The following is a 24,029-nucleotide window of genomic DNA, read 5'->3' as shown; positions in this document are numbered from 1 at the left end:
ACGATGAGACCTGCCCTTACAAAAGGATGGCGGATAGCTGCCGCGGCATTCGCAGCGCTCTCCCTGCTGCTTGCTGCAGCATGCGGCGGAAACGAGCAGAATCCGGACGGCAGCACGGTAGAAACTTCAGGTAAGAAGGGCGATGTGACGCTGGTCATCGGCGCCTATTCCGTTGCGAAGGATGCATTTGAGGTATTGCTGCCGAAATTTCAAGCCGAGTGGAAAGCCAAGACCGGCCAGAATGTCGTATTCCAGGAATCATACGAAGCGTCGGGAACGCAGGCAAGAGCGATAGCCGGCGGATTCGAGGCGGATGTGGCCGTGCTCGCCATGGAAGGCGATATTGATAAAATCAAGAAAGCCGGATTGATCACGCACGATTGGAAGAAATCCGAGCCGCACGATGGGATGATTACGCGCTCAATCGCTGTAATGGGAACCAGAAAGGGCAATCCAAAAGGAATTCATGACTGGGAGGATTTGACCAAGGACGGCGTCAAGGTTCTGTATCCGAACCCGCAGACGTCCGGAGGCGCCCAGTGGGACATTAATGCGATGTACGGCGCGGGGCTGAAGAAGTCCGAAGAGGAAACCGGCAAGAAGGATCCGGCTTACGCAAAGGCGTTTCTGGAGCGGATCCACAGGAATGTGGAATCGCTCGACAAGAGCGGCCGCGCTTCCATGGCCGCGTTCGAATATGGCGTAGGCGATGTGATTGTAACCTACGAGAACGAGCTGCTTGCACGAATCAAGCAGGGAGTCCCGTATGAGGTCATCGTACCAAAGTCCACGATTCTGATTGAAAATCCAGCCGCCCTCGTCGATGTTAATGTCGATAAACACGGTACGCGGAAGGTGGCGGAAGCGTTTCTCGATTATCTGTACAGCGATGAAGCGCAGCGGATATTTGCCGATTTCGGCTTCCGTCCGGTAGACGATAAAGTCATGTCCGAGGTGGCAAGCCAGTTTAAGAATCCGCCCGATTTGTTCGATATCAGTTATTTGGGCGGATGGGATTACGTACGCAAAACGCTGTATTCACCGAAAGGCGTCTGGTATCAGGTGCTGGCTGGAATATAATGTTTCCATAGGCAGATCCGCACGCACCCTGTCCGAAGAATACCTTCGGACAGGGTGTTTTTCATTGCTGACTGAGCTAAGGAGCGTTCACTATTTCTTTATTAATAATTTAAGGGAAAATTAGGTTTTGGTAGGATGTGGTATGTTACAATAAGAAGAATTTGGAAGTTAATTTACTTATTTGGAAATGGAGTGGATGAATTGAAGAGCTTTAGCTACAAACGCATCGGTCTGATTACTGTCCTAAGTATGTCAGCAGTCCTCTCAGGCTGTAATCTGATCGGAGGCGGCGCGCAGAAGAGCGAGGAAAAATCGGCGCTAAAGGTGATGTATTACGATGAAAGATCCTTTTACAGTCAGCTTGGTATGGTATATTCCGCACTTCACCCTGAAGTGGATATCACTGTCGTTACCAATCAACAATCGGGTCCCTACGATCCACAGAAAGATATGAAAGCCGAATTTGATAAATTTATCGATGAGAAGCAGCCGGATGTGCTCATGCTCACTCCGGAGCAGCTTACCGAATACGCCGAGGATGGCAAGCTCCTTGAGTTGGATACGATGACGGAAGAAAAAACTTATAATAAAGAAACGCTCATTCCGGGTCTCCTGGATTATATGAAGGAGCTGGGCGGAGGGAAAATCTACGGCCTCTCCAGCAGTTTTTACAGCCAGGCTATTTTCTATAATAAAGATCTGTTCAATAAATATGGTATCCCTTTGCCGGAAGATCGGATGAGCTGGGACAAGCTGTTTGAGCTGGCGCAGCGGTTCCCGACAGACGGTGCGAAGGACAAGCGGGTCTACGGACTCAGTCTTGGTTATAACGGCGAGCTTTATCAATTAGGCAGTATGATCGGTGCCTCGCAGAATCTGAGCATGGTGAATGCCGCGAGCAAGCAGGTGACTATTAATTCTCCTGCCTGGAAGAATGTATTTCAGACGGCGATGAACGGACTGAAATCCGGCGCTCTATATACCGAAGACCCGAATGGTATGAACACCTCTTCCCAAACTTATGAGGATTACCTCCTGCGTGACCCATTCATTGCGGGGAAGGTGGCGATGAAGCTCGAAGGCGCATATTTTATTGGCCAGATTAAGGAGTCGCAGACTAGAGTAAAGGATAAAGCGATCAAAAGCTGGGACATAGTTACTGTACCTGTCGATCCGCAAAGTCCGGATTCGAGCCCGAATATGTCATTCAATCAAATTTTCGCGGTTAACGCAAAGTCCGTCAATACAGAAGCAGCCAAAGAATTCATACGCTATGTGACAAGCGACGAATATGCGAGGGTCACTTCAAAGCTTCAAGACGGCAGTTTCCCGGTTCGAACCAATTATATAAAGGACGACGACAATCACAATATGAAGGCATTCTACAGCTTGAAGCCGGCGAAATCATCCATTTATAAAGATTACGACAAGCTGCCGCAAAATTTCTTTATGCAGTTTATGAATATCGCTCAGGAAGAGCTGAAGAGCGCATTCGCCGGTAAGAAGTCGCTTGACGATGCGCTTGCAACGGCGCAAACCAAGGGCCAGCAAATAATGGTTCAAGAACAGGCCAAACAGAAGGATAAACCGGCCGAGGCGGCAGTAACGGAGAAGACGGCGAGTGGTACAAATTAAATAAGGACAAAACCGGCTGTATGACCGAATGAATTGACGCCTATCATATTGTATATTAAGCAAAAGTCCTTGTCCGTCTGCATCAAGCGAAGGACAAGGACCTTTGTCGGCAATGATAGCGGAGGGCACCTGAAACCGCGGGATTAGAACCACGGATCTGTAACCGAACGGCCCTCGATCGCGCCGTCTTCACCCAAAAAGTAATGCCGGAGCGGCTTCAAATCGTCGGTTAATTCGTAGACGAGCGGCGTTCCCGTCGGTATATTGAGCCTGGCAATACCGTCTCCCGGTATGTCATCAAGATATTTCACAAGAGCCCTTATCGTATTTCCATGCGCAGCTATGAGGATCCTCCGGCCGGAGCTGAGTGCCGGTTCGATAGCTTCGCGCCAATAAAGCAATGCCCTTGCTTCGGTATCGGCCAAACTTTCCGTTAAAGGGACCTTATCTTCTATCCCGCGGTATTTTGGCTCGGAGGCTTCGTACCGCGGGTCTGTTTTCTCAAGGGCAGGGGGCCTCACATCAACCGATCTTCGCCATATATGCACCTGATCGTCTCCGTATTTCAAGGCGGTGTCCGCTTTGTTCAACCCCTGAAGCGCGCCGTAGTGCCTCTCATTTAAATGCCACGATTTATTGACCGGAATCCACATGAGATTCATCTCATCGAGAATAATCCATAGCGTTCTAATGGCTCTCTTCAGCACGGAGGTGTGAGCGGCGTCAAAGAGGTATCCGTGCTTTCGCAAAATATGTCCCGCTCTTCTGGCTTCCTCAAGGCCGGTGGCGGAGAGATCGACATCCGTCCAACCCGTAAACCGGTTTTCCAAATTCCATACGCTTTGACCGTGACGAATGAATACGAGTTTAATCATCCCTTTTTCTCTTTTTTCTGAAGAAATTCACATAATTTTATTATATAAGCAACCTGTGGAAATCCACTAATTTCAGCGGGAAGCCTCTTTAATAAATAACCGCAGCTTAGTAACCACTGGTTTACTGCTGCTCATGCCGCTTATCACGGATACTCACTGAGTAAGATAGAGATGATTTGTATCGTCCTAGAAGTGGTACAAACATTTTTTTGTCTTGAGGATACCCCCACAAAATACCATCCCATGACGAATCCTCTTGGTAATGAAGTATTTACCAAATGTCCAATTAGAGGAGTGGTCGGGTCATGAAGAAGTGGTTGTCGTTAATCGTCGTATGTTCAATGTTTCTTTTCAGCAGCAGTGTATTGGCTCACGGCAGCACAAGTAATCATAAGAACGGCAAGGGACCGGAGAAGAATGTCAAGGAATGCGGTCAGATTCCGCCGGGCTTGCTTAATGCGCTCAAGAAAGTAAAGAATAAACAAGCAATAGAGGCAATAAAGGAAAACATCGAAAAGCAGCGGGAGAAATGCGAAAAGGATAAGGGTGACGGCAGCCAAGCTTTAACCGATGCTGCGCGTGTTTCTGCGGATAAGGCAGCTCTGCAAATCCGCTTCGGCAGCGGCGACCGTACAGATTGGGTAACGACTGCGGTCGGACTGCCGGCAAGAGGGAATAAAGGCTCAGCCATTACTTGGAGCTCCAATAAACCGAATGTTGTTTCCAGTGACGGACGGACCGTTAAGCGGCCGCTGTCTGCGGATGAAACCGTCGTAATGACTGCTACCCTTCGCTACAATCAGGCAACGGCAACCAAAACTTTCACTTTGATCGTGAAAGCGGCCCCTGTATCTCTGACGGATGCGCAAAAGGTGTCGGCCGACTTGGCCGCGCTGCAAATTGCATTCAACGGCACGGATAACGCGGACAGCGTCACCCAGCCGTTAAAGATGCTTCCGGCCACAGGCAAGAACGGCTCGACAATAACCTGGTACTCCGGTTCTCCGACGGTAATTTCCAATGATGGAAAGACGGTCAATCGACCGGTTTCGGGCAGTGGCGACACAGTCGTCGTAATGACTGCTATTATCGTTAACAACACGGCCTCCGAGGCGAAGACGTTTCGTTTGACCGTTAAACAGCAGTTAACGGATGCAGAAAAGGTCGCGGCTGACAAAGCTGCCCTTGATATTGATTACGGCGGTTCGGATACAATTAGCCGGGTTACCCGGCCATTGGACCTTCTGCCTGCGGCAGGGCTGAACGGCTCGGTCATAACTTGGACCTCCAGCGCGCCTAATATATTATCCGCCGACGGGAAAACAATCCAACGTCCCGCTCTTGGATCCGGTGATATGCCCGTGGCACTTACCGCAGTTCTGACAAGCAATGGCTTCACGGATGTGAAAGTGTTCTTCCTGACGGTGAAACAGGAATTTACGAACGCCGAGAAGGTTGCTGCCGATAAAGCGGACCTGAATATTACTTTCGCAGACCAGGATTCCGCGGTTTCCGTCACGAAACCGATCGGACTTCCGGTGAGCGGCTACTACGGCAGCACGATCATCTGGTATTCCACGAACCCCTCCGTCATTTCCGATAACGGAACGGTTGTAAACCGGCCTGCCAAGGGAAGCGGAGATATCAACGTAACGATGATGGGATACATCAGCAATAATGGAGTCGGCGATGTTAAGATGTTCAAGCTTACCGTGAAGCAGCTTCCATAACAAGTCGAAAGGCCTGCCCTTCCGCCGCTGAGGCGGCGAGGAGCAGGCCTTTTTTTGGAGCAAACAGCCCCGTTCCGCAAACATGCAGGGTTGCAGAGAAGAAGGACTGAGCCTGAAGCGATAATTCACTTCGGACTCAGTCCTTCTTAATTATTGTGCTACGCTTTATTAAGAATAAACTTCTCAATGACGTGGCGAACGCCTTCTTCGTTATTGGATTTGGTCACGAATTGAGCGATTTCCTTAAGCTTCGGAAGGGCATTCTCCATGGCGACACCCAGGCCCGCAGCTTCGATCATCTCGTGATCGTTCCAGGAATCTCCGATGGCGATTACTTCATCCATCGTACAACCGATATGCTCGGCCATAAATGCAATCGCGTGGCCTTTGGTGCCTTCCTTATGCGTAAATTCAAGGTAATGAGGTTTGGATTTGGTAATGTGTACACGATCGCCGATTAGAGGCGCGAGCTGCTCTGCAATCTCATCCAGGTAAGCGGGCTCGTCTATAATAAGCATTTTCGTGGAAGGCTTGTCGGTCAGCTTGTTGAAGTCGGGCTCGACAACGAATGGAATTTTCGATAACGCTGCGTAACCCCGTGCTTTCTCCGTGTCCTGCTGTACATAAAGAACATCGTTTACGTACATTTGAACATGAAGCCCGCGTTCTTTGCAAAAATCAAACAACTGCTTTGCCGCATCCTTCGGAACGCTCCGTTCATACAGCACCTGCTCGTCCAGCAGAGTCTTTACAAGCGAGCCTTGGTACGTAATGATCGGCACATTCAATTCAACCTGCTTGGCGATCTTCTTGGCGGATGGAAACATCCGTCCAGTCGCAAGCGTAACGAATACACCCTGTGCAATCGCTTCGGCAAGCGCCTCTTTCGTACCTGGTGTTACTGTAAGTTCGTCGGTCAATAAAGTGTCGTCAATGTCGATGGCAATCAATTTGTACATATCGGTTTCTCCCGCTCCTTCTATCTCTTATGTTTGCATTGATTGTAGCGGAAATCGGAAGAGCGGACAAGCGTTATTTGCCATGCATTCCGGTCCGGCAGCGAAAGGCATGTAATTACGTACCTCCCGGTCATGAGCGGTTTGCTGCGAGTGAACCGTTGATGATCGGACAAGAATTAAGGCCGCCTGCGCAGGCTTGCGGCATATGCCGGAATAAGATAAAGTGAGTAAAAGATTCATTGCGGCAGAGAACGGAGAGATGGACATGAGTATGTATGGCCAAAATGCGGTAAAACAGCGGCGTAGAGTTACCTTTGTCGTAGTAGTGGTCGCGGTGTGCGTAATCGGATTTGTCGGGGGCAGGGTATCGATGATTTTGCAATATCCGATTATGAAAGAGCCTGCGTTCGGTAATTTATCATACGCTTATAATGAAATTATGGATAACTATTTGAACGGAGCTGAGTCGAAGTCGCTTGTTAACGGAGCGACTGAAGGAATGGTCGCATCGCTTGACGATCCTTACTCGGTCTACTTATCCGGCGCTGCCGGCGAGCAGTACGTACAATCGTACGACGATCATTTTGTCGGAATTGGTGTTAATATTCGCGAGCAGGACGGGGAATTTATCATTGAGAGCACGATTAAAGGCGCTCCCGCGGAAAAAGCGGGCCTGCGGTCCGGAGATGTTTTTATGGCGGTTGACGGGAAATCGGCAAAGGGCATAACGTTAACCGAGCTGAAGCAGCTGGTGCAGGGTAAGACGGGGACGATCGTTAAGCTGTCCATCCGCCGCCAAGGGTCGGGCGAGCCGCTCGAAATTCCCGTCACCCGCGGAGATGTGCCGATTACGACGGTCACTTTCGGTATGAAGGAAGGGAAGGTCGGCGAAATTGTCGTTACGCGCTTTGCGGACAAAACGGCGGAGGAATTTAACCGCGCCGTCGATACGCTGCTGGGGGAGGGCATGAAGGCGCTGCTGATTGATCTGCGCGGCAATCCGGGCGGGCTGCTCGAGCCGACCATCGAAATCGCAAACCGGTTTGTACCTAAAGGGGATACCATCGTTCAAGTCGTCTACAAAGGCGAGAGCAAAGTGATTACGAACAAATCGGAGCAGAAGACGCCTTGGAAGCTGCCGATCGCCATCCTCGTGGATGATCATACGGCCAGCTCTGCCGAAGTGCTTACCGCTGCGCTCAAGACGACTGCCAAAGCGGTTGTCGTGGGACAGAAGACGTTCGGCAAAGGGATCGTACAGAACTTCAGGCAGATGAACGACGGTTCAGTGCTCAAGCTGACGGAAGCGCAGTGGCGCTCTCCCGACGGTCAATGGATCCACAAGAAAGGCATTAAGCCGACAGTGCCTGTCGCTACCCCGGCATATGCGCTGCTGCCAAGGCTTCCGGCTGGCCTGCAGCTGAAGACGGGCGATTATGGCGACAAGGTTCAGACCGCGCAGCAAATGCTGCAGGCGCTCGGTTACAGCATCCGCGATGAAGCAGGCATCTACGATGAGCAAACGACGGACGCCGTCAAAGCATTCCAGCGCGGCGAAGCGCTTCCGGTTACCGGTATAATGAACGATAAGACGGCTTACCGGATTACGCTGCGATTGAGCGAGAAGTTTGGCAAGGAAGACCCGCAGCGGAATAAAGCGCTGGAGCTGCTTGAAGCGGCAGAGGCGGGCAGTAAGTAAGACGAATCGGTAGTTCCGGCAGCAAGAAGACGAACCAATAGTTGACCGGTCGTAAAACCGACCAAGTGACCGTCAGCGAGTAAAAACGAAGCCGGTGACCGTCAGCAAGTAAAAATGCAGCCAGTGACCTTCAGTAAGAAAAATGAAGCGAATAGTGAACGAAAGCAGGGCTGTCCTTAAGTCATTCAATGTGACTTGGGGGCAGCTCTTTCTATTAATGCGCGGGCTGCCGGTGCTGCAGCCTGCACGGAAATGGATTTAAGGGTCGGTAAGCGGGAACACGACGACAATATTTGCACATAATAAATAGCGATGAAGAAGGTACACGGTAAGTGGCGGGAGCGAGAGGCTGGATCCGGGGAGACGGAGGCAGGGACCAGTAATGAACATTCAAACAACCGTTTGACTGTTTTTGAGTAAATGCATATAATATATTCAAATGGATATTTGAATGATATCGTTCTATATAGGGTGGAGATGATAAGGATGACGCGGCTGAAGGAATTGGCGGAGACGGATACGTCCTGTGAAATCGTTTGTATTGACGAGGAGAAGGTTGGGCGTGCCAGATTGGCTGTCGACAGCCGGGAGCTGTCCGCTGCGGCAGCTATTTTCAAGGCGCTGTCTGATGAGACGAGGCTCAAGATCGCATATTCTCTATGCGTCGAGGATCAGTTGTGCGTTTGTGACGCTGCAGCGATTATCGGCTCAAGCACCGCGACGGCTTCGCATCATTTAAGGCTGCTCAAGCAGCTTGGCCTGGCCAAATCACGAAAGGAAGGCAAGCTTGTTTTCTACTCGCTCGACGATGACCACGTGAAGCAGCTTATTATGACGGCGCTTATTCACAGCGAGGAGGCCTGGGACCATGACCAATGAGACCGTCAGGAATGTGTACCGTGTGCAGGGGATGACATGCGCGGGGTGCGCCGGTTCATTCGAGAAGAAGGTGAAGGAGCTGCCCGGCGTTCTCGATGCAAAGGTTAATTTTGGCGCGGCCAAAATAACGGTATACGGGGAAACTGCATTTGCAGAACTGGAAAAAGCGGGCGAGTTCGATGGGCTGCGGCTGATTCCCGAGAATGCCGAGCTTCCCTCCGGAGGGAAAGAAAAGGGGGATTCCCTCCTCTCATCAATAAGCCGGGAGACGCTGCTGGCGGTTGCATCGGCACTGCTGATCGCGGCAGGCGTCGCGCTTGGGTTTACAGCGCCCGGACAGCCGCTTGCGGCAAATGCGGTTTATGCGGCTGCCGCCCTTGTCGGCGGATACCCGCTGTTCCGCAAAGGGCTGGCCAATTTGATTGTATTGCGCTTTGAGATGAACACGCTGATGACAATCGCCATTATCGGCGCTGCCGTGATCGGCCAATGGGGGGAGGCGGCGACGGTCGTGCTTCTCTTCGCGATAAGCGAAGCGCTTGAATCGCATGCGATGGAGCGGGCGCGCAAATCGATTTCATCCCTGATGGATCTCAAGCCCAAGACGGCTGTAGTCCGGGGGGCGGATGGAAGAACATTTACGGCTGCCGTCGCGGATCTTGCGCCGGGCGATACGGTTATTGTAAAGCCGGGGCAGAGCGTACCGATCGACGGAGTTGTGCTTGCAGGGGTGTCGGGGGTCGTGCAGGCCGCTATTACCGGGGAATCGATGCCGGTAGAGAAAAGTCCCGGGAGCGATGTTTTCGCCGGAACGCTGAACGGGGAGGGACTGCTGGAGGTTCGCACCACAAGGAAAGCGAATGATACGACGCTGGCGCGTATTATTCATCTGGTTGAAGATGCACAGGAGGAGCGCGCGCCCTCGCAGCAGCTTGTCGACCGTTTCGCGCGGTGGTACACGCCGGGAATTATGGTGTTTGCTTTCGGCCTAGCGGTAATTCCGCCGCTTTTCCTCGGGGCGGAATGGCTGGCTTCAGTTTACAGCGCGCTTGCGGTGCTGGTAGTGGGTTGTCCGTGCGCCTTGGTCATTTCAACGCCGGTTGCGATTGTGACGGCGATCGGAAAAGCCGCAAGAAATGGCGTCTTGATCAAAGGAGGCGCGTATGTGGAAGCGGCTGCCAAGCTGTCCGTAATTGCCTTCGACAAGACCGGAACGCTGACCGAAGGCAAGCCGTGCGTCACGGATATCTTGACGCTCGGGGACCGCGGCGAAGCGGAAAGTCTGACCATTGCTGCGGCAATGGAATCAGGCTCTGCACACCCGCTTGGTCACGCGCTGGTGCAGGCAGCTTCAGCGCGGGAGCTGGCTTTGCCGGAGACTGCCGGCATTGTCTCGGCGACGGGATATGGTCTGCAGGCGACAGTCAACGGTGCCGGATACCGGATAGGCAAGCCTGCTTGGGCAATGGAGAAGCTGCCGGACCATAAGGCGAAGCCTGTGCTTGAAGCGGCCGAGCGGCTTCAGCGCGAAGGCAAGACCGTGGTCGCGCTCGCCAGCGATACCGCCGCCGTGGCATTGTTCGGCATCTCCGACACGGTGCGTGCGAGCAGCGCGGAAACTGTGCGGCAGCTGGCCGGGCTCGGTATCTTGCATACAGCGATGCTGACCGGCGACCACGCCGCAACGGCGCAGGTGATCGCCGCTCAGGCGGGCATCTCCGACGTGCGCGCCGCGCTGCTGCCGGAGCAGAAGCTGGCCGCCGTGCGGAGCTGGCGGCAGGAAGGACACTCCGTCGCTATGATCGGCGACGGCGTCAACGATGCGCCGGCCTTGGCTGCAGCCGATATCGGCATCGCCATCGGGGGCGCAGGCTCGGATGCGGCAATGGAGACAGCCGACATCGTGCTGATGGGCGGCAGTCTGACGAAGCTGCCGTTCCTGATCCGGCTCAGCCGGCGCACGCTGCGCGTAATCCGCGAAAATATCGGCATCGCATTCGGACTCAAAGCGGCGGCGCTGCTGCTCGCCGTCCCCGGCTGGCTCACGCTCTGGATGGCGATTTTCGCCGATATGGGGGCAACGCTTATCGTAACGTTGAATGCGCTGCGTCTGCTCGGAAGAAAAGACGGCTGAGACGGCCTAACCAAATTAAACGACAGAGAACGCGCCACCGCCAAGGCGCGTTCTCTGTCGTGCAGGGTAAATTATCGCCAATCGCGAAGAGCCTGCCGCTAATGGTTAGTGAGCAGGGCAGCCTTGCTCCGCCGCCCGCCGTATCGACCGGTTACGCAAGAGTCTCCCATTTCTCCCACATCTTCCGCGGGTTCCGCTCATAGACATCGTTCTCCCTATATAGATAAGCGTGCATAATAAATTCGCGCCGAATCGTAGCGAAATCGGGGTGGTATTGCTTGATGAACTCGTTCAGCTCTTTTTCCGTGTACTTCCTGCCTTCCTCCAATTTTTCAGCGATGCTTTCAAGCACGATCCGCTTCTTCTTAAGCTGCGCCGGAATGTGTTTCAATTTGCCTTCCGCGGTGAAGAAGTTTCGAATCACCGACTGACTTAGCTGCTCGTTTTTTCCTTCCTTCGTAGAATCCTCCCCGGGTTCGGCTTCCGGCCGCGAAATCAATTCCTGCAGCGCGGATGCATATTGCTTCATAAAATAACGGTCCAGCGAGAAATAAATAGCGTTCTTGTCCCGCCTCTCATTGATCAGGCTGACCGCCCTTAGCTTGGCAGTATGATGCGTAATCGTGGCCGCCGACAGGCACAGCTTCTCCGCCAGTGTTTGGCCGGTCATCTCTCCTTCGGCAAGCAAAATAACGATCCGGACACGCGTTGGATCCGCCAGCGCTTTGTGATAATTTACAATTTTGTCAAGCTGCATCAAAGCAATCACACCTCTGTGAAAATTGAATTAGATATTATTCTAATTAGATAATAATCTTAAATAATCCAAAGATCAATTGAAATTATTTTTTCGCAAAGGACTTTCGATTGATTTGATATTTTATAAAAATAGGTTAAACTTGAAAATGGTAGAGAAAACCTTAGGAGGGAAACCGATGAAATTCTTTTTGGATACGGCAAATGTAGAGGAAATTAAACGCATCGTCAAGCTGGGTCTGGTCGACGGTGTAACGACGAACCCGTCGCTGATCGCGAAGGAAGGCCGCGACTTCAAACAGGTCGTGCAAGAGATTTGTACGATTGTCAGCGGCCCGGTTAGCGCCGAGGTTATCGGCACCAAGGCCGAGGATATGCTGAGGGAAGCGGAAGATATCGCAACGTGGGCGCCAAATGTAGTTATCAAGCTGCCGATGACCGAAGACGGCTTGTATGCAACGCATGCCTTATCGCAAAGAGGAATCAAAACCAACGTTACGCTCATATTCTCGGTTGCGCAGGGGTTAATGGCGGCTAAGGCCGGAGCGACATTCATCAGTCCATTCGTAGGCCGCCTGGATGATATCGGGACCGACGGAATGGAGCTTATCCGTGAACTTCGTACCGTCATTACGAATTACAATTTCCCGACTGAGATCATCGTGGCCAGCGTACGCAATATCGGCCATGTCGAACAGGCTGCCATTGCCGGAGGCCATATCGCCACAATACCGGGATCGCTCCTTCCATCGCTATGGAAGCACCCTTTGACCGATATCGGCATTGAGAAATTTCTAAGCGATTGGAATAAGATGCAAGCTTAGACCGATCTTCGTTTCCTACGGAACAGGCTGTCGCCCGGAGCATGCGGGTCGGCCTGTTCTTATTCGTTAGAGGCTTGAATTTATACCTGCAAATCTTTAGACACGTAAATAGAGATTCCGCTTGTCTGTGACAACCAGAATCTCTATCCTTTCAGTTTACTCGTATTCAATTGTTGCCTGCACACTCCATTCTAACAACTTCCGTTGCAGATTGATAAAGATTTAATGCTTATTTTCATCGTAAGATGGAAATCTACAACCGGTTTCCCCACATGTCCCGAAAGCAAGTATTCCGCCTGCTTACTCCTTTCCATGATTAATCATGGGGACATGCTTCGCTTACCTTCTCCATTGGACTATCCCCTTTCGGAGCGATTGATATCATTCATTCATTTATCGTATGAATGATATGGCTTTATTGTACAAGCAGAATGTTAATTTTGTAAATATTCAGAATAATCAAAATAAACCGATATAATAAGTGTTCCAGCCCAAAATCTCCCTCATGCTCTTCGTTATTTACAATTTCGCCATATTTCATAAATGCCTGAAAAGTCGAGGGTGTTATAGACTCTTTGATGCCTGCCAGACCATTACCCCGAATACCTCAAAGCGGGGTGCTTAACGCGTCCCCTCATAATTTTTACAAATTATGCAAGAGAGACGTATTGACATCCAACTTACGGCCTGCTATATTATTACCAACGGTTAGTAACCAATGGTTATTAAATAGAACGGAGATGGAATTGTGAAAATTGAGCGTATATCAGAGCATATTTGGAGCTTGAAAAAATGGTTCATTATCCCAATCCATGTATGGATTGTAGTTGAAAAAGACGGTGTAGTTCTTGTGGATGCCGGAATCGGGGGGATGGCGAAGGGGATCATGTCCTTTATCGACAAGCTTGGAGCAGGGCCGTTGAAGGCCATCGTACTGACACACGGGCATTCCGATCATGTAGGCGCGGTCAAGCAAATCGTGGAACAGCGGCCAGTACCGGTTTACGCTCACCGTATCGAACTGCCTTATATGGAAGGCAAGCTGCCGTATCCGCGCCGTAAGAAAGCGGCTCAGACGATTGCGGCGGGTATAGCCAAGGAGCTGGAAGAGCATGACGGAGGAGAACTGCCAGTGTTTGGAGGCTTGAAGCCGTATTTGACGCCCGGCCATTCGCCTGGACACGTTGTATATTATCACGAGCAGGACCAAGTGCTGCTGGCGGGGGACCTGTTTACATCGAAAAAAGGCCGGCTGCGCCAGCCGATGGCGATGTTCACAGCCAACATGCAGGAGGCAATTGAAAGCAGCGCGATTGTACGGAAGCTGAAGCCAAAGCCAAAGCGGTTGGAAGTGTGCCACGGCACACCGGTCATGCAGCCTGCCGAACAAATGGATGGATATTTGACTAAATATTCGGCCGCCGGCGGTAAAGCTTTCACCAACTAGAACCGCTAACCACCCTGTAAGATCCGGCAAGCCTGGTTAGACCCGATCAGCATTCAGTGCCCAAATAACGCGGGTCAGGTTGTTCTCAATCAGATAAAGGAAAACACCGCCCATAATAATGAGCGGTGTTTGGTATACCTGTATGATGCCGATTAAAATTTGTTCAATGTTTCCGTTAATACAGGCACGATTTGCGATTTGCGGGAAACGACGCCCTTCAGTACCGCTTTGTTGTCGACAAGCGTCACGTTATAGGCTTGCTCAACGGCTTTCGTAACGCGTCCAAGCGTCAGAGCGATGGAATCGTTGTTAAGGATGTCGGTTACGACGAATACAAACAGATCGAGACCTTTTTCGGAAATAATGCCCGAAAGCGCGTCTTCCAGCTCAGCTTGGCGGGCAAGAACATCGTTCGTATCCACCGCATTAACCTGTGCGATTTCAACCTTGTAGCTGCCCATTTGAAATTCCTTGGCATCAAGTGAAATCAGCTGCGCGATCGTTTTATCGCTCAAATCGGCGCCGGCTTTCAGCATTTCGAGACCGTAGCTTTGCGCATCCACTTCGGCGATAGCTGCCAGCTCGCGAGCTGCGGCCACATCTTCCTCCGTGCATGTCGGCGATTTGAACAGCAGCGAATCGGAGATAATCGCGGACAGCATGAGGCCGGCGATTTCCTTGCGGACGGCGACTCCGTTTTCTTTGTACATTTTATTAAGAATCGTTGCTGTGCAGCCTACCGGCTCGGCGCGGTAATATAACGGATGGCTTGTCTCGAAATTAGCGATGCGATGGTGATCGATAACTTCAACGACACGAACCTGATCGATGTCGCCCGCACTTTGTTGGCGCTCATTATGGTCGACCAGGATGACGTTCTTCGCTTCGCCGGCTACTGTATCAACCTGGCGCGGAGCTTGTACCTTAAAGTAGTCTAATGCATATTGAGTTTCCCCATTAACGCTGCCAAGACGGACAGGCTCGACCTGAACACCGAGCTCGGTTTTCAAAGCGGCGTAAGCGATAGCTGAACAAATAGAATCCGTGTCCGGGTTTTTGTGCCCGAAAATAAGTGTTTTTTCCATTCTTCTACTCCTTATTTGTTATTTTGGCGGGGTTAACGCCTGCAGTTAATAATTCTCAATCCACATTATAACGTTTAATTCCCCTTTTTCCTATTCCATTATTGACAATTTTCCTGCAGACGCTGGCCTGGCTGCGATTATTTCGGAGCGCTTTCCTTGAAGGGGTTCAGAAACGCCTTTGGGATGTCCGTTTCGAACCGCAGGAGGTCGCCCGTTGCAGGATGCGTAAATGAGAGGACGCGCGCATGAAGTCCGAGGCGGTTTAGCGCTTTGGATTTAGAACCGTATTTCTTATCGCTGACGACGGGATGCCCGATATCCTGCATATGGACGCGGATTTGATTTTTCCGCCCCGTTTCAAGCTCTACCTCCAGCAGGGAGAAGCTCTTATTGGACTCAAGAACCTTATAATGGGTGACGGCATATTGACCGTCGTTCGGATAAGGACTCGAATACATTTTGAGCGTCTTGCTCTCCTTCAGCCACGATTTGATCGTGCCTTCCTCTTTCTTGACCTTGCCTTCCACCAGCGCAACATAGGTGCGCTCCTTCACGATATCCTGCCAAGAATCCTGTAAGGCCTGTTGAATCTTCTCGCTCTTCGCGAACATCATCACACCCGAGGTGTCACGGTCCAGCCGGTGCACCACGAATATCCGGCCGCCCGGATTGTCCGAACGGACATGCGCCGTTAGCTGCCGGTAAGCCGTCAGCTCCGTCTCCTGCGGCGAGGCGATCGACAGCAGCCCGGCATCCTTGCGGATGACGACGATATCATCATCCTCGTGCAGAATCGCAAGCCCGATCAGCGGAGGCTTCTCCACAATCCGTTCCTTGCGGATGGACACCTGATCCCCCTGCTGAAGGGGGTGATTATAGGCGGTGACGGAACGCTCATTTACCCATACTTGCCCGCGGCTGAGCAGTGATTTTATCGAATTCCGGCCTTGATTCGTTATTGTTTGAAGTAAGAAGGACAGCAGCTCGGCCGGCTCCTTTACGGTATAGGGTCTGCTTTCCGCCGCGGCTCCTTTGGCGCTGCCTCCAGTCCGGCTTTCGCCTGCGGGTTTTCCCGCGGCTCTGCCTGCGGGCCTGGTGCTGCCAGGGGCCTTTTTATGTAAGATATTTCGCCTTGAGTCTGGTTTTCGTTTATCCATTTGAATCGCTCACACCGATCTGTTTAAGTTACCCCCAATATATCACGAACAGCCTTCCTAACGCTATTAAGGCCACTCCTTCATGGCTCGGTACACGATGCTATTAATATTGGAAGTTAATTCCTTTGCCTTAAAATACCGGATATAATAAACCCAGCGATCTACGTTGGAGACAGAGTTATCCGTATACGGTAAGGAGGACAAATTGATGAAGGTGCAGACAGAAACGAAGGACAATATTCGAAGCAATCCCGCAAGCATTATTGAAGTTGCGGGACTTGTAAAGCGATACGGTGCGTTCACGGCCGTAAACGGCATTCATTTTGAGGTGAGGAGAGGGGAGATATTCGGCCTGCTTGGTCCGAATGGTGCCGGTAAGACAACGACTTTGGAAATGATTGAGGGACTGCGCCGGCCCGACGAGGGAATAGCCCGGGTCGCCGGATTCGATACGCGGACTCAGCTTCATAAGGTGAAGGAAGTCATCGGCGTACAACTGCAATCCACTTCGTTATTCGATCTGCTGAACGTAGAAGAAATTACGCGAATGTACGCGAGCTTCTACAATGTTCCGACCGTTCCGGTCGTTCCGCTTCTGGAGAGCGTTCTTCTGGCCGATAAGCTGAACGACCGGGTCAAGAATCTCTCCGGGGGACAGAAGCAGAGACTTGCCATTGCGCTCGCTCTTGTCAACGACCCGCAGGTCGTCTTTCTGGACGAGCCGACAACCGGTCTTGATCCGCAAGCGCGGCGCACTCTATGGGACATCATTTTGCGCCTGCGGGACGAAGGCAAAACGATTGTCATCAGTACGCATTATATGGATGAGGCGCAGCTGCTCAGCGACCGTATCTGTCTCATGGACCGCGGTCAAGTGGTGGCTCTGGACACGCCGCGCAATCTGATCCGCAGCCTTGAATCCGAGAGTGCCATCGAGTTTCGAGTTCCGGAGCTCGAGGAGATGAAGGAAGAACGTAAAACAACGCTGCTCGAGAGCATGCAGTCGATTGAAGGCGTAAGGCATGCACAGAGTACCGCAAGGATAGCTATGTGCTGCATACAGACCATCTGCAGTCCGCATTGACCGGACTGGTTGGACTGACCGATAGACTCGGTCTGCAGTTTACCGACCTTCTCACGAGAACCGCGACGCTTGAGGACGTGTTCATTCAAATGACGGGAAGGAGCCTTAGAGAATAATGAAAGCTTATATGGAATTGACGCTGGCGCAGCTCCGGCTGTTCGCGCGCAATCGGCAGGTTCTGTTCTGGACGCTGGCGTTTCCGGTCTTCTTTATGCTTATGCTCGGCTCCCTCGCAGGAGGAGGCGGGAGCGGGGCCGCCGACGGATATTATTATGATGAAGACGGCACCGCAGCATCGAGCGCGATGATCACAGCGCTTCAAGAGCAGAAGGATGTTCTGCATCTGGATGCGGCAGCTGACCGGGACCAAGCAATGACAAGCCTCAAGGAAGGCGAGAAGCAGGTACTAATTGTCATCCCTAAGGGATACGGAAACGTACTGTCGGAATCGTCCTCTGCGGCCGGAGAGCAGGCAAAGCTTGCGGTTTACTTCGATCAGACGCAAGTTGTCAAGTCGCAAACTGCACTTAATGCAATAACACAAGCGGCGGATGGCGTAAGCAAGTCGCTCGTTCATTATAAACCGCTTGTAATAATGGAACCGATCGGAGTTCAGTCGCTGCAGCTGGGTTACACCGACTTCCTCGTTCCCGGTATCGTCGCCATGATGATCATGTCGAATAATTTGAACGGAGTGGCCGGACAAATCGCTTCCTGGCGAGAGCGCGGCGTACTGCGCCGGATGCAGAGCACGCCGCTTCGGCCGTCTTCGTTCATCGCCGCACAAATAACGGCGCGTCTGCTGCTGGGCGGCATACAGGCGGTTATCGTGCTGCTCATCGCATCGCTCGTATTCGGCACGCAGGTGAACGGCTCGTGGATGCTGCTGCTCGGCTTTGTAATCCTCGGCACGCTTACGTTCATGTCGCTTGGATTCATCATCGCGGGACTTGCCAAAACGCCCGAAAGCGCTGGGCCAATAGCCGGGTTCATTTCGTTCCCGATGATGTTTCTTGGGGGCGTATTCTTCCCGATCAGCAGTATGCCGTCCTACATGTAGCCGGTCGTGAAGCTGCTGCCGATCTCGCATCTGAGCACGGCATTGCGGCAAATCATGAATGTTGGCGCGGGGCTGACAACATTGTGGAGCGAAGCGCTGCTTCTGGGCTGCTGGCTTATCGCCGCATTCGCAGTGGCAAGCTTCACGTTCAAGTGGGAATAGAGCAGCCTGGAAAGCGGGGCCGGGAACAGCGGGAACGGCGGGCCCGGGCTTCTTTTCGTCCCCTTCCGGCTATGACTCTAGCATGTTGATTTTGATAGACAAAAGAGACGGCGGGGTGATACGATAGCGACGTTGGGAAATAGGGAGATTATTGGAGGAACGCCTGCGTGAAATCGAAGTTCAAGCTGAAGCAACAATTGCTCTTATCCGTATTAACTGCCGGGCTCTTATTCGCTCCGCTGTCAGGGCTTGAAGGCGATACCGTCTCAGCTGCGGCAGCTGTAAAAACAAAAACGAAGGTCACAACGACCATGGCCCAATCGTCCGTCTTATCGGTATTCGTAGACGGCAAGAAGCTCGTGTTATCCCCGTTGCCGGTTGTGCTCAAAGGGACGACCATTGTGCCGATGCGTACGATTTTCAATGCGCTTAAAGCCAGTGTCACATGGGAGCCGACGACCAAGACGATTATAGCGGTGAAAGACCGTACCACCATAACGCTGCAGCTCGGTTCAAAGAATGCCGTTAAGAACGGGAAAAGCGTACCGCTTGCAGTGCCGCCGCAGCAAATAAAAGGCGCCACTATGGTGCCACTTCGCTTCATAGCCGAAGCGCTTGGCGCGGATGTCCGGGTGGACGCCGCAACTCGCGCTATCCGGATCTCATCCTATGAAGAGCAGATGAGGAAGAAGGAAGAACAAGCGGCGGAAGAAGATCAACTGGAACAAGATGCACCGACGCTGACAACGGAGCAGATCGTTGAGCAGAACGATGATAAAGTCGTTATGATTACGACCGATGTCGCCCAGGGAAGCGGCGTAGTGATCGGCGAGAACCGGATACTAACCAATCTGCATGTTATCCAGGATGCGACAAAAGCGAATGTTACGCTGCTTGACGGCTCAACGTTCGAGGTCGAAGGCGTTGTTGGCTATGACGAGGATGCCGACCTCGCGGTCATTCAGACAAAGAAGCCGCTCGGCGTAGAGCCTGTTAGTGTAGGGTACCACATCCGTAAAGGAGATCATGTCGTTGCCATCGGCAGCCCGCTCGGCCTGCAAAATACGGTTTCCGATGGTATTGTAAGCAATATTCAATATGATGGCGGCACCCAGATCTATCAGATCAGCGTCCCGATCGATCATGGCAGCTCAGGCGGCGGGTTGTTCGATGATTACGGTGATTTGGTCGGCATAACATCATCGGGCGTCGACGCTACGCATGCGGATTTGAATTTTGCCGTTTCCTCGATGAACGTTATTCAGCTAATGGGGGATATCGAGTCGCAGGGTCCAGAAGCGAAAATCACATTCCTGCCGAAGACCCTCCCGAGTTCGCTCGCAGGGGCATCGACTGATGAGATACGCGAGCTCATGGATAAGCAGTTCGCCAATATCCAGACCTCGCAAGGGACTACTGAGTTGAAGCGCTTTGAAGTGACGCGCGATGCCCAGGGCTGGCTTGTTATTACCGCTGTGATCGACCCGGCCTTCTATATGCAGTATGGACATATGGCGAGCGACGATTTGCGTTTCTGGGCGATCGATACGGGCTACAAGCTGCATCAGATGCTGCCTCAAGACACAATTCAGCTTGCCGTATACTATGAGCAGGTATTCAGCTTCGAGCCGCGCGGATTTGCGCCCGGCGAAGTGACGGCGGTGGGCGACGGCACATGGCGCGTTCGTTTTCCGGTCGTGCAAATGCAGGGCAAAGAGAAAATGATCGTTCAGGTCCGCTCATAATCTCGGATCTTGGCGCGGGGGCGGCCCCTGCGTGCGGCATCAAGCTGCACGTGGGGGCCGCCCTTCTTTTTTTGCTTCAAATTCGGTACAATAGAGGTTGCTTCCAAAGCCGTAAATAAAATGAGGGAACCTGAAAATATGACCCAAGTCGTACTGGCGACGCTGAATGCCAAATATATACACACCTCGCTCGCGCTTCGCTGTCTGAAAGCCTACAGCGGGCATGAGTTTGACATCGATATAGCTGAATATACAATTAAAGATCCGGCGATGAATATCGTAGCGGACCTTTTCGCGCGCAATCCGGACGTAGTCGGCTTCTCGTGTTATATATGGAACATCGAAGAGACGATAACGGTCATTGATATGCTGCGCAAGATCAAACCGTCGCTGCGGATTGTACTTGGCGGTCCGGAAGTGAGCTACGACACCGAATTCTGGATGCAGCGTCTGCCGCAGGTGGATTTCATCGTAGTCGGCGAAGGCGAAGAAACGTTCCACCATATGCTGACCGAGCTGCGGGATACGCAGAAATTCCATATGGTGTTCGGGCTTGCCTACCGCAAGCGGCGGCCTGACGGCACCGTGGAGGTTGTCGTCAATCCCCCGCGGCCGAAGCTCGATCTGGCGACGCTTCCTTCCCCGCATCGATTTGCCGAAGATGTGCCGCGCCTGGCAAGCCGCGTCGTTTATTTCGAGACGAGCCGGGGTTGCCCGTTCAGCTGTCAGTTCTGTCTGTCCAGCATCGAGGTAGGCGTTCGTTACTTTGACATGGAGCGTACAAAGTCGGATATAACGTATTTGATCGATTCCGGGGCGAAGCTGATTAAATTCGTGGACCGGACGTTCAATATAAAGCGCGACTATGCGCTGGAAATTTTTCATTTTCTGATCGAAAATCACCGGGGCTGCGTATTCCAGTTCGAGATAACGGCAGACATCATGCGCCCTGAGGTTCTGGATTATTTGGCGGAGCACGCACCGCCCGGGATATTCCGGTTCGAGATCGGCGTTCAGTCGACGAACGATCCGACTAATGAAGAGGTGCAGCGCCGCCAGAATTTCGCCAAGCTGACAAGAACCGTGACAAAGGTAAAGGAAAGCGGCAAAATCGATCAGCATCTGGATCTGATCGCCGGCCTGCCGCTTGAGAATTATGACACGTTCCGCAAAACCTTCAACGACGTATTTGAGCTGCGTCCCGAGGAGCTGCAGCTGGGGTTCTTGAAGATGCTGCGCGGCACCGGAATGAGGCGCGATGCCGATAAGCACGGCTACATCTATATGGACCGAGCGCCTTATGAAATTCTCGGCAACGATATACTGCCGTTCTCGGATATTGTGAGAATCAAACGGGTCGAGGATGTGCTGGAGAAGTACTGGAATGCGCACCGGATGGATCATGCGCTGCTTTATTTGGTGGAGAAAGCGTTTCCGTCCGCATTTGATTTCTTCCAGCAGTTCGGCGACTTTTGGGAAAGCCGCGGCTGGCAGAAGATCGGCCACCAGCTGGAGGATTTATTCTCGCGTCTGTGGGCGTTTCTCTCTGAGGTACACACGGTCCGGGCGGCGGAAGCGGGTCTGGGCTGGGAGCCCGATCTGGCGCTTGGCCTGATGAAGCTGGATTATTTCCTTGGCCACAACTACAAGCCGCGCAAAGTATGGTGGGACTTCACGATGGACAAGCAGGCCTGGAACGGCTGGATGCAGCGGCTCGCGGAGCGTCCGGACGAGGTCTCGGATGTGTTCGCCGCGCTCGGACTCAGCGAGAAGGAGCTGCACAAGCACGCGGTCATCGAACGGCTGCCTTTCGACCTGAAGGGGTACTTGAAGAACGGGGTCCTGTCACGCGAATCGGAAACGCTGCTTATTGTCGTCTACGGGGGCGGCAGAGATGAAGGCGCATCGGCGAAGCCGTTTATGCTCAAGTTGACTCCGGTAGATGCGGGGCTGCCCTCCTAAACAGCCGCCCGGGCGGCCTTACAGAACTTTCCTTGAGTGCCGCGCGGCGGTGATGTAAGATGGGAGTGGCATTTATTCTTTCTAAACCAGGACGAAGAAGGAGCGATAACGTGGTATATTCGGCGAATAACGAGCGGTATGGGTCGATGACGTACAACCGTACCGGACGGTCCGGCCTTAAGCTGCCGGCCATTTCACTCGGTCTTTGGCACAACTTCGGAGGCGTTGACACCTTTGAGAACGGACGCGCCATGCTCCGCAGAGCGTTCGATCTGGGAATAACCCATTTTGACCTGGCAAACAACTACGGACCGCCTGCCGGATCCGCGGAAGAAATGTTCGGCCGCATAATGGCCGGCGATTTCAAGCCGTACCGCGATGAGATGATTATTTCTTCCAAAGCGGGTTACTACATGTGGCCGGGACCTTACGGCGAATGGGGTTCGCGCAAATATCTGATCGCGTCGCTGGATCAAAGCTTGAAGCGCATGGGGCTTGATTATGTCGATATTTTCTACTCTCACCGTCCGGATCCGGAAACGCCGCTTGAAGAAACGATGGGCGCCCTTGATTCTATCGTCCGTTCCGGCAAAGCGCTTTATGTAGGCATTTCCAGCTACAGCGCCGAACAATCGGCCGAGGCGATCGCCATTATGAAGCGGCTCGGTACGCCGCTCGTCATTCATCAGCCAAGTTATAACATGTTTGACCGCTGGATTGAGAACGGACTGCAGGACGTGCTTGAGGAGAACGGAGTCGGAAGCATTGCCTTCTGCCCGCTCGCACAAGGACTCCTGACCAACAAATATTTGGGCGGCATTCCTGCCGACTCGCGCGCGGCAAGCCGGACCGGTTTCCTGCAGGAAAGTGCGGTAACGCCGGAGCGCGTAGCCAAGCTGCAGAAGCTGAATGAAATCGCGGCCGAACGCGGCCAATCGCTTGCTCAGATGTCCCTGGCCTGGGTTCTGCGCGGCGGTCGCGTCACCTCTGCGCTGATCGGCGCAAGCCGGGTCAGCCAGATCGAGGACAACGTGGCGGCGCTTAACAATTTAGCCTTCTCGAGCGAAGAACTGCAGCGGATTGAAGCTATTTTGCGCTAACGCCATTGGTCCGCGAGGTAAATCGGCAGGTTCGTTCGACTGCAATACTGTTTTTGATTTCGGAGCCTTCGAAACGATGAAATTATCATCGGCTCGAAGGTTTTTTATATATGGAAAGCCGAACGTTTGTTTGTTACAATGGAAGCGAATGGAAAGCTAAAATAAGAGTCTAAGGAGGATTACAATGACGAGTCCTGTTAAAAACAAAATTGGAAGCGTTTTTATCCCTGTAAAGGATATTGAGAAAGCCCGAAGCTGGTACTGCAGACTGCTGGGGCTTCCGCCGGATTGTGAGATTATGAACGGTCACTTATGTCCCCTGCCGATGGAAGGCGCCGGGGTTATATTGGACACGATGCCGGGGTGGGGAGGCAAAGAACCGGGCGGAGCGCCGCCGATTACAACCCCGGCGTTCATGTTTCTGACCGGCGATCTCCAGGCGTCGTTTGATTTTGCCAAGGATATCGGAGTGGAGCTGGTTACGGAGATTGAGTCCAACCACTGGTTTGTCGTCAAAGATCCTGACGGTAATCTGATCATGATTTGTCGAGAATAACGATTATATGTTAGGTAAAGTAACATATTCACTTATAATTTCATTGTAGGTGATATATATGTTATGTTTGTTGACATTTAAACAATCTCTGTAGTACGAT

At 52.3% G+C, this 24,029-nt stretch carries 19 protein-coding genes and 1 pseudogene; 15 read left to right on the top strand and 5 right to left on the bottom strand.

What is annotated here, in order from left to right; translation table 11 throughout:
• Positions 1-3 precede the first annotated feature (3 nt).
• Positions 4-1,080, top strand: coding sequence for a sulfate ABC transporter substrate-binding protein (locus tag KZ483_RS23160; protein ID WP_220349948.1), 1,077 nt, complete (start codon positions 4-6; stop codon positions 1,078-1,080).
• A 192-nt stretch (positions 1,081-1,272) separates the two neighbouring features.
• Positions 1,273-2,715 (top strand): ABC transporter substrate-binding protein, encoded by a 1,443-nt coding sequence (locus KZ483_RS23155; RefSeq protein WP_220349947.1) that lies wholly within the window; start codon positions 1,273-1,275, stop codon positions 2,713-2,715.
• Positions 2,716-2,858: 143 nt separating this feature from the next.
• Here the strand turns inward: KZ483_RS23155 and gpmA are convergent, their stop codons facing one another.
• Entirely contained in the window at positions 2,859-3,590 is a 732-nt protein-coding gene (gene gpmA / locus KZ483_RS23150; protein ID WP_220349946.1) for a 2,3-diphosphoglycerate-dependent phosphoglycerate mutase, read from the bottom strand.
• Positions 3,591-3,895: 305 nt separating this feature from the next.
• Between gpmA and KZ483_RS23145 the strand changes: the two genes are divergently transcribed.
• A complete protein-coding gene (locus tag KZ483_RS23145; protein WP_220349945.1) occupies positions 3,896-5,320 on the top strand; it encodes an immunoglobulin-like domain-containing protein in 1,425 nt (474 codons plus the stop codon).
• Positions 5,321-5,478: 158 nt separating this feature from the next.
• Here KZ483_RS23145 and KZ483_RS23140 read toward each other — a convergent pair whose 3' ends face one another.
• A complete protein-coding gene (locus tag KZ483_RS23140) occupies positions 5,479-6,279 on the bottom strand; it encodes a Cof-type HAD-IIB family hydrolase (RefSeq protein ID WP_220349944.1) in 801 nt (266 codons plus the stop codon).
• Positions 6,280-6,502: 223 nt separating this feature from the next.
• Here KZ483_RS23140 and KZ483_RS23135 point away from each other — a divergent pair, with 223 nt between their 5' ends.
• From KZ483_RS23135 to KZ483_RS23125, 3 genes are all read left to right on the top strand, one after another.
• Complete coding sequence (locus KZ483_RS23135) at positions 6,503-7,978, top strand: S41 family peptidase (RefSeq protein WP_258881389.1); 1,476 nt, start codon at positions 6,503-6,505, stop codon at positions 7,976-7,978.
• A gap of 486 nt (positions 7,979-8,464) precedes the next feature.
• Positions 8,465-8,857, top strand: coding sequence for an ArsR/SmtB family transcription factor (locus KZ483_RS23130; RefSeq protein ID WP_309568607.1), 393 nt, complete (start codon positions 8,465-8,467; stop codon positions 8,855-8,857).
• On the top strand, positions 8,847-10,991 hold the full coding sequence (locus KZ483_RS23125) for a heavy metal translocating P-type ATPase (protein ID WP_220349943.1): 2,145 nt from the start codon (positions 8,847-8,849) through the stop codon (positions 10,989-10,991). Before KZ483_RS23130 ends, KZ483_RS23125 begins: the two co-directional genes overlap by 11 nt.
• Before the next feature lie 151 nt (positions 10,992-11,142).
• Here the strand turns inward: KZ483_RS23125 and KZ483_RS23120 are convergent, their stop codons facing one another.
• Positions 11,143-11,748 (bottom strand): DUF2087 domain-containing protein, encoded by a 606-nt coding sequence (locus KZ483_RS23120; RefSeq protein WP_220349942.1) that lies wholly within the window; start codon positions 11,746-11,748, stop codon positions 11,143-11,145.
• A 178-nt stretch (positions 11,749-11,926) separates the two neighbouring features.
• Between KZ483_RS23120 and fsa the strand changes: the two genes are divergently transcribed.
• Complete coding sequence (gene fsa / locus KZ483_RS23115) at positions 11,927-12,571, top strand: fructose-6-phosphate aldolase (RefSeq protein ID WP_220349936.1); 645 nt, start codon at positions 11,927-11,929, stop codon at positions 12,569-12,571.
• 748 nt (positions 12,572-13,319) lie between these two features.
• Positions 13,320-14,018 (top strand): MBL fold metallo-hydrolase, encoded by a 699-nt coding sequence (locus tag KZ483_RS23110; protein WP_220349934.1) that lies wholly within the window; start codon positions 13,320-13,322, stop codon positions 14,016-14,018.
• A 152-nt stretch (positions 14,019-14,170) separates the two neighbouring features.
• Here the strand turns inward: KZ483_RS23110 and KZ483_RS23105 are convergent, their stop codons facing one another.
• Together KZ483_RS23105 and KZ483_RS23100 are read right to left on the bottom strand one after the other, a co-directional pair.
• Entirely contained in the window at positions 14,171-15,103 is a 933-nt protein-coding gene (locus KZ483_RS23105) for a manganese-dependent inorganic pyrophosphatase (RefSeq protein WP_220349928.1), read from the bottom strand.
• Between the two features lie 137 nt (positions 15,104-15,240).
• Positions 15,241-16,260 carry an RluA family pseudouridine synthase gene (locus tag KZ483_RS23100; protein WP_220349927.1) on the bottom strand — a complete coding sequence of 340 codons (1,020 nt, stop codon included), beginning with the start codon at positions 16,258-16,260 and terminating at the stop codon, positions 15,241-15,243.
• Between the two features lie 208 nt (positions 16,261-16,468).
• Between KZ483_RS23100 and KZ483_RS23095 the strand changes: the two genes are divergently transcribed.
• The 7 genes and pseudogenes from KZ483_RS23095 to KZ483_RS23070 all read left to right on the top strand — a co-directional run bounded on the left by KZ483_RS23095 (position 16,469) and on the right by KZ483_RS23070 (position 23,929).
• The gene (locus KZ483_RS23095) at positions 16,469-17,344 is read left to right on the top strand and encodes an ABC transporter ATP-binding protein (protein ID WP_397376129.1); all 876 of its coding nucleotides are present in this window, start codon (positions 16,469-16,471) and stop codon (positions 17,342-17,344) included.
• On the top strand, positions 17,311-17,460 hold the full coding sequence (locus tag KZ483_RS29210; RefSeq protein ID WP_397376236.1) for a hypothetical protein: 150 nt from the start codon (positions 17,311-17,313) through the stop codon (positions 17,458-17,460). Before KZ483_RS23095 ends, KZ483_RS29210 begins: the two co-directional genes overlap by 34 nt.
• Positions 17,460-18,566, top strand: a pseudogene (locus KZ483_RS23090) (ABC transporter permease). Before KZ483_RS29210 ends, KZ483_RS23090 begins: the two are co-directional and overlap by 1 nt.
• A 167-nt stretch (positions 18,567-18,733) precedes the next feature.
• Positions 18,734-20,311 carry a stalk domain-containing protein gene (locus KZ483_RS23085; protein ID WP_220349925.1) on the top strand — a complete coding sequence of 526 codons (1,578 nt, stop codon included), beginning with the start codon at positions 18,734-18,736 and terminating at the stop codon, positions 20,309-20,311.
• A 120-nt stretch (positions 20,312-20,431) separates the two neighbouring features.
• The gene (locus KZ483_RS23080; protein ID WP_258881388.1) at positions 20,432-22,273 is read left to right on the top strand and encodes a B12-binding domain-containing radical SAM protein; all 1,842 of its coding nucleotides are present in this window, start codon (positions 20,432-20,434) and stop codon (positions 22,271-22,273) included.
• Positions 22,274-22,383: 110 nt separating this feature from the next.
• The gene (mgrA, locus tag KZ483_RS23075) at positions 22,384-23,373 is read left to right on the top strand and encodes an L-glyceraldehyde 3-phosphate reductase (RefSeq protein ID WP_220349924.1); all 990 of its coding nucleotides are present in this window, start codon (positions 22,384-22,386) and stop codon (positions 23,371-23,373) included.
• A gap of 184 nt (positions 23,374-23,557) precedes the next feature.
• Entirely contained in the window at positions 23,558-23,929 is a 372-nt protein-coding gene (locus KZ483_RS23070) for a VOC family protein (protein ID WP_220349922.1), read from the top strand.
• The last annotated feature ends 100 nt before the right edge of the window (positions 23,930-24,029 follow it).

Origin of the sequence: Paenibacillus sp. sptzw28 (genome assembly GCF_019550795.1) — a bacterium.
Classification (GTDB): Bacteria; Bacillota; Bacilli; order Paenibacillales; family Paenibacillaceae; genus Paenibacillus_Z.
The sequence above is the reverse complement of the archived record's forward strand: the minus strand, read 5'-3'. Positions and strand labels throughout refer to the sequence as shown.

Excerpts from the sequence above, each read along its gene's own strand:
- KZ483_RS23160 (WP_220349948.1), top strand. The coding sequence starts at position 4 with ATGAGACCTGCCCTTACAAAAGGATGGCGGATAGCTGCCGCGGCATTC.
- gpmA (WP_220349946.1), bottom strand. The coding sequence starts at position 3,590 with ATGATTAAACTCGTATTCATTCGTCACGGTCAAAGCGTATGGAATTTG.
- KZ483_RS23145 (WP_220349945.1), top strand. The coding sequence starts at position 3,896 with ATGAAGAAGTGGTTGTCGTTAATCGTCGTATGTTCAATGTTTCTTTTC.
- KZ483_RS23140 (WP_220349944.1), bottom strand. The coding sequence starts at position 6,279 with ATGTACAAATTGATTGCCATCGACATTGACGACACTTTATTGACCGAC.
- KZ483_RS23130 (WP_309568607.1), top strand. The coding sequence starts at position 8,465 with ATGACGCGGCTGAAGGAATTGGCGGAGACGGATACGTCCTGTGAAATC.
- KZ483_RS23125 (WP_220349943.1), top strand. The coding sequence starts at position 8,847 with ATGACCAATGAGACCGTCAGGAATGTGTACCGTGTGCAGGGGATGACA.
- KZ483_RS23120 (WP_220349942.1), bottom strand. The coding sequence starts at position 11,748 with ATGCAGCTTGACAAAATTGTAAATTATCACAAAGCGCTGGCGGATCCA.
- fsa (WP_220349936.1), top strand. The coding sequence starts at position 11,927 with ATGAAATTCTTTTTGGATACGGCAAATGTAGAGGAAATTAAACGCATC.
- KZ483_RS23105 (WP_220349928.1), bottom strand. The coding sequence starts at position 15,103 with ATGGAAAAAACACTTATTTTCGGGCACAAAAACCCGGACACGGATTCT.
- KZ483_RS23100 (WP_220349927.1), bottom strand. The coding sequence starts at position 16,260 with ATGGATAAACGAAAACCAGACTCAAGGCGAAATATCTTACATAAAAAG.
- KZ483_RS23095 (WP_397376129.1), top strand. The coding sequence starts at position 16,469 with ATGAAGGTGCAGACAGAAACGAAGGACAATATTCGAAGCAATCCCGCA.
- KZ483_RS23080 (WP_258881388.1), top strand. The coding sequence starts at position 20,432 with ATGAGGGAACCTGAAAATATGACCCAAGTCGTACTGGCGACGCTGAAT.
- KZ483_RS23070 (WP_220349922.1), top strand. The coding sequence starts at position 23,558 with ATGACGAGTCCTGTTAAAAACAAAATTGGAAGCGTTTTTATCCCTGTA.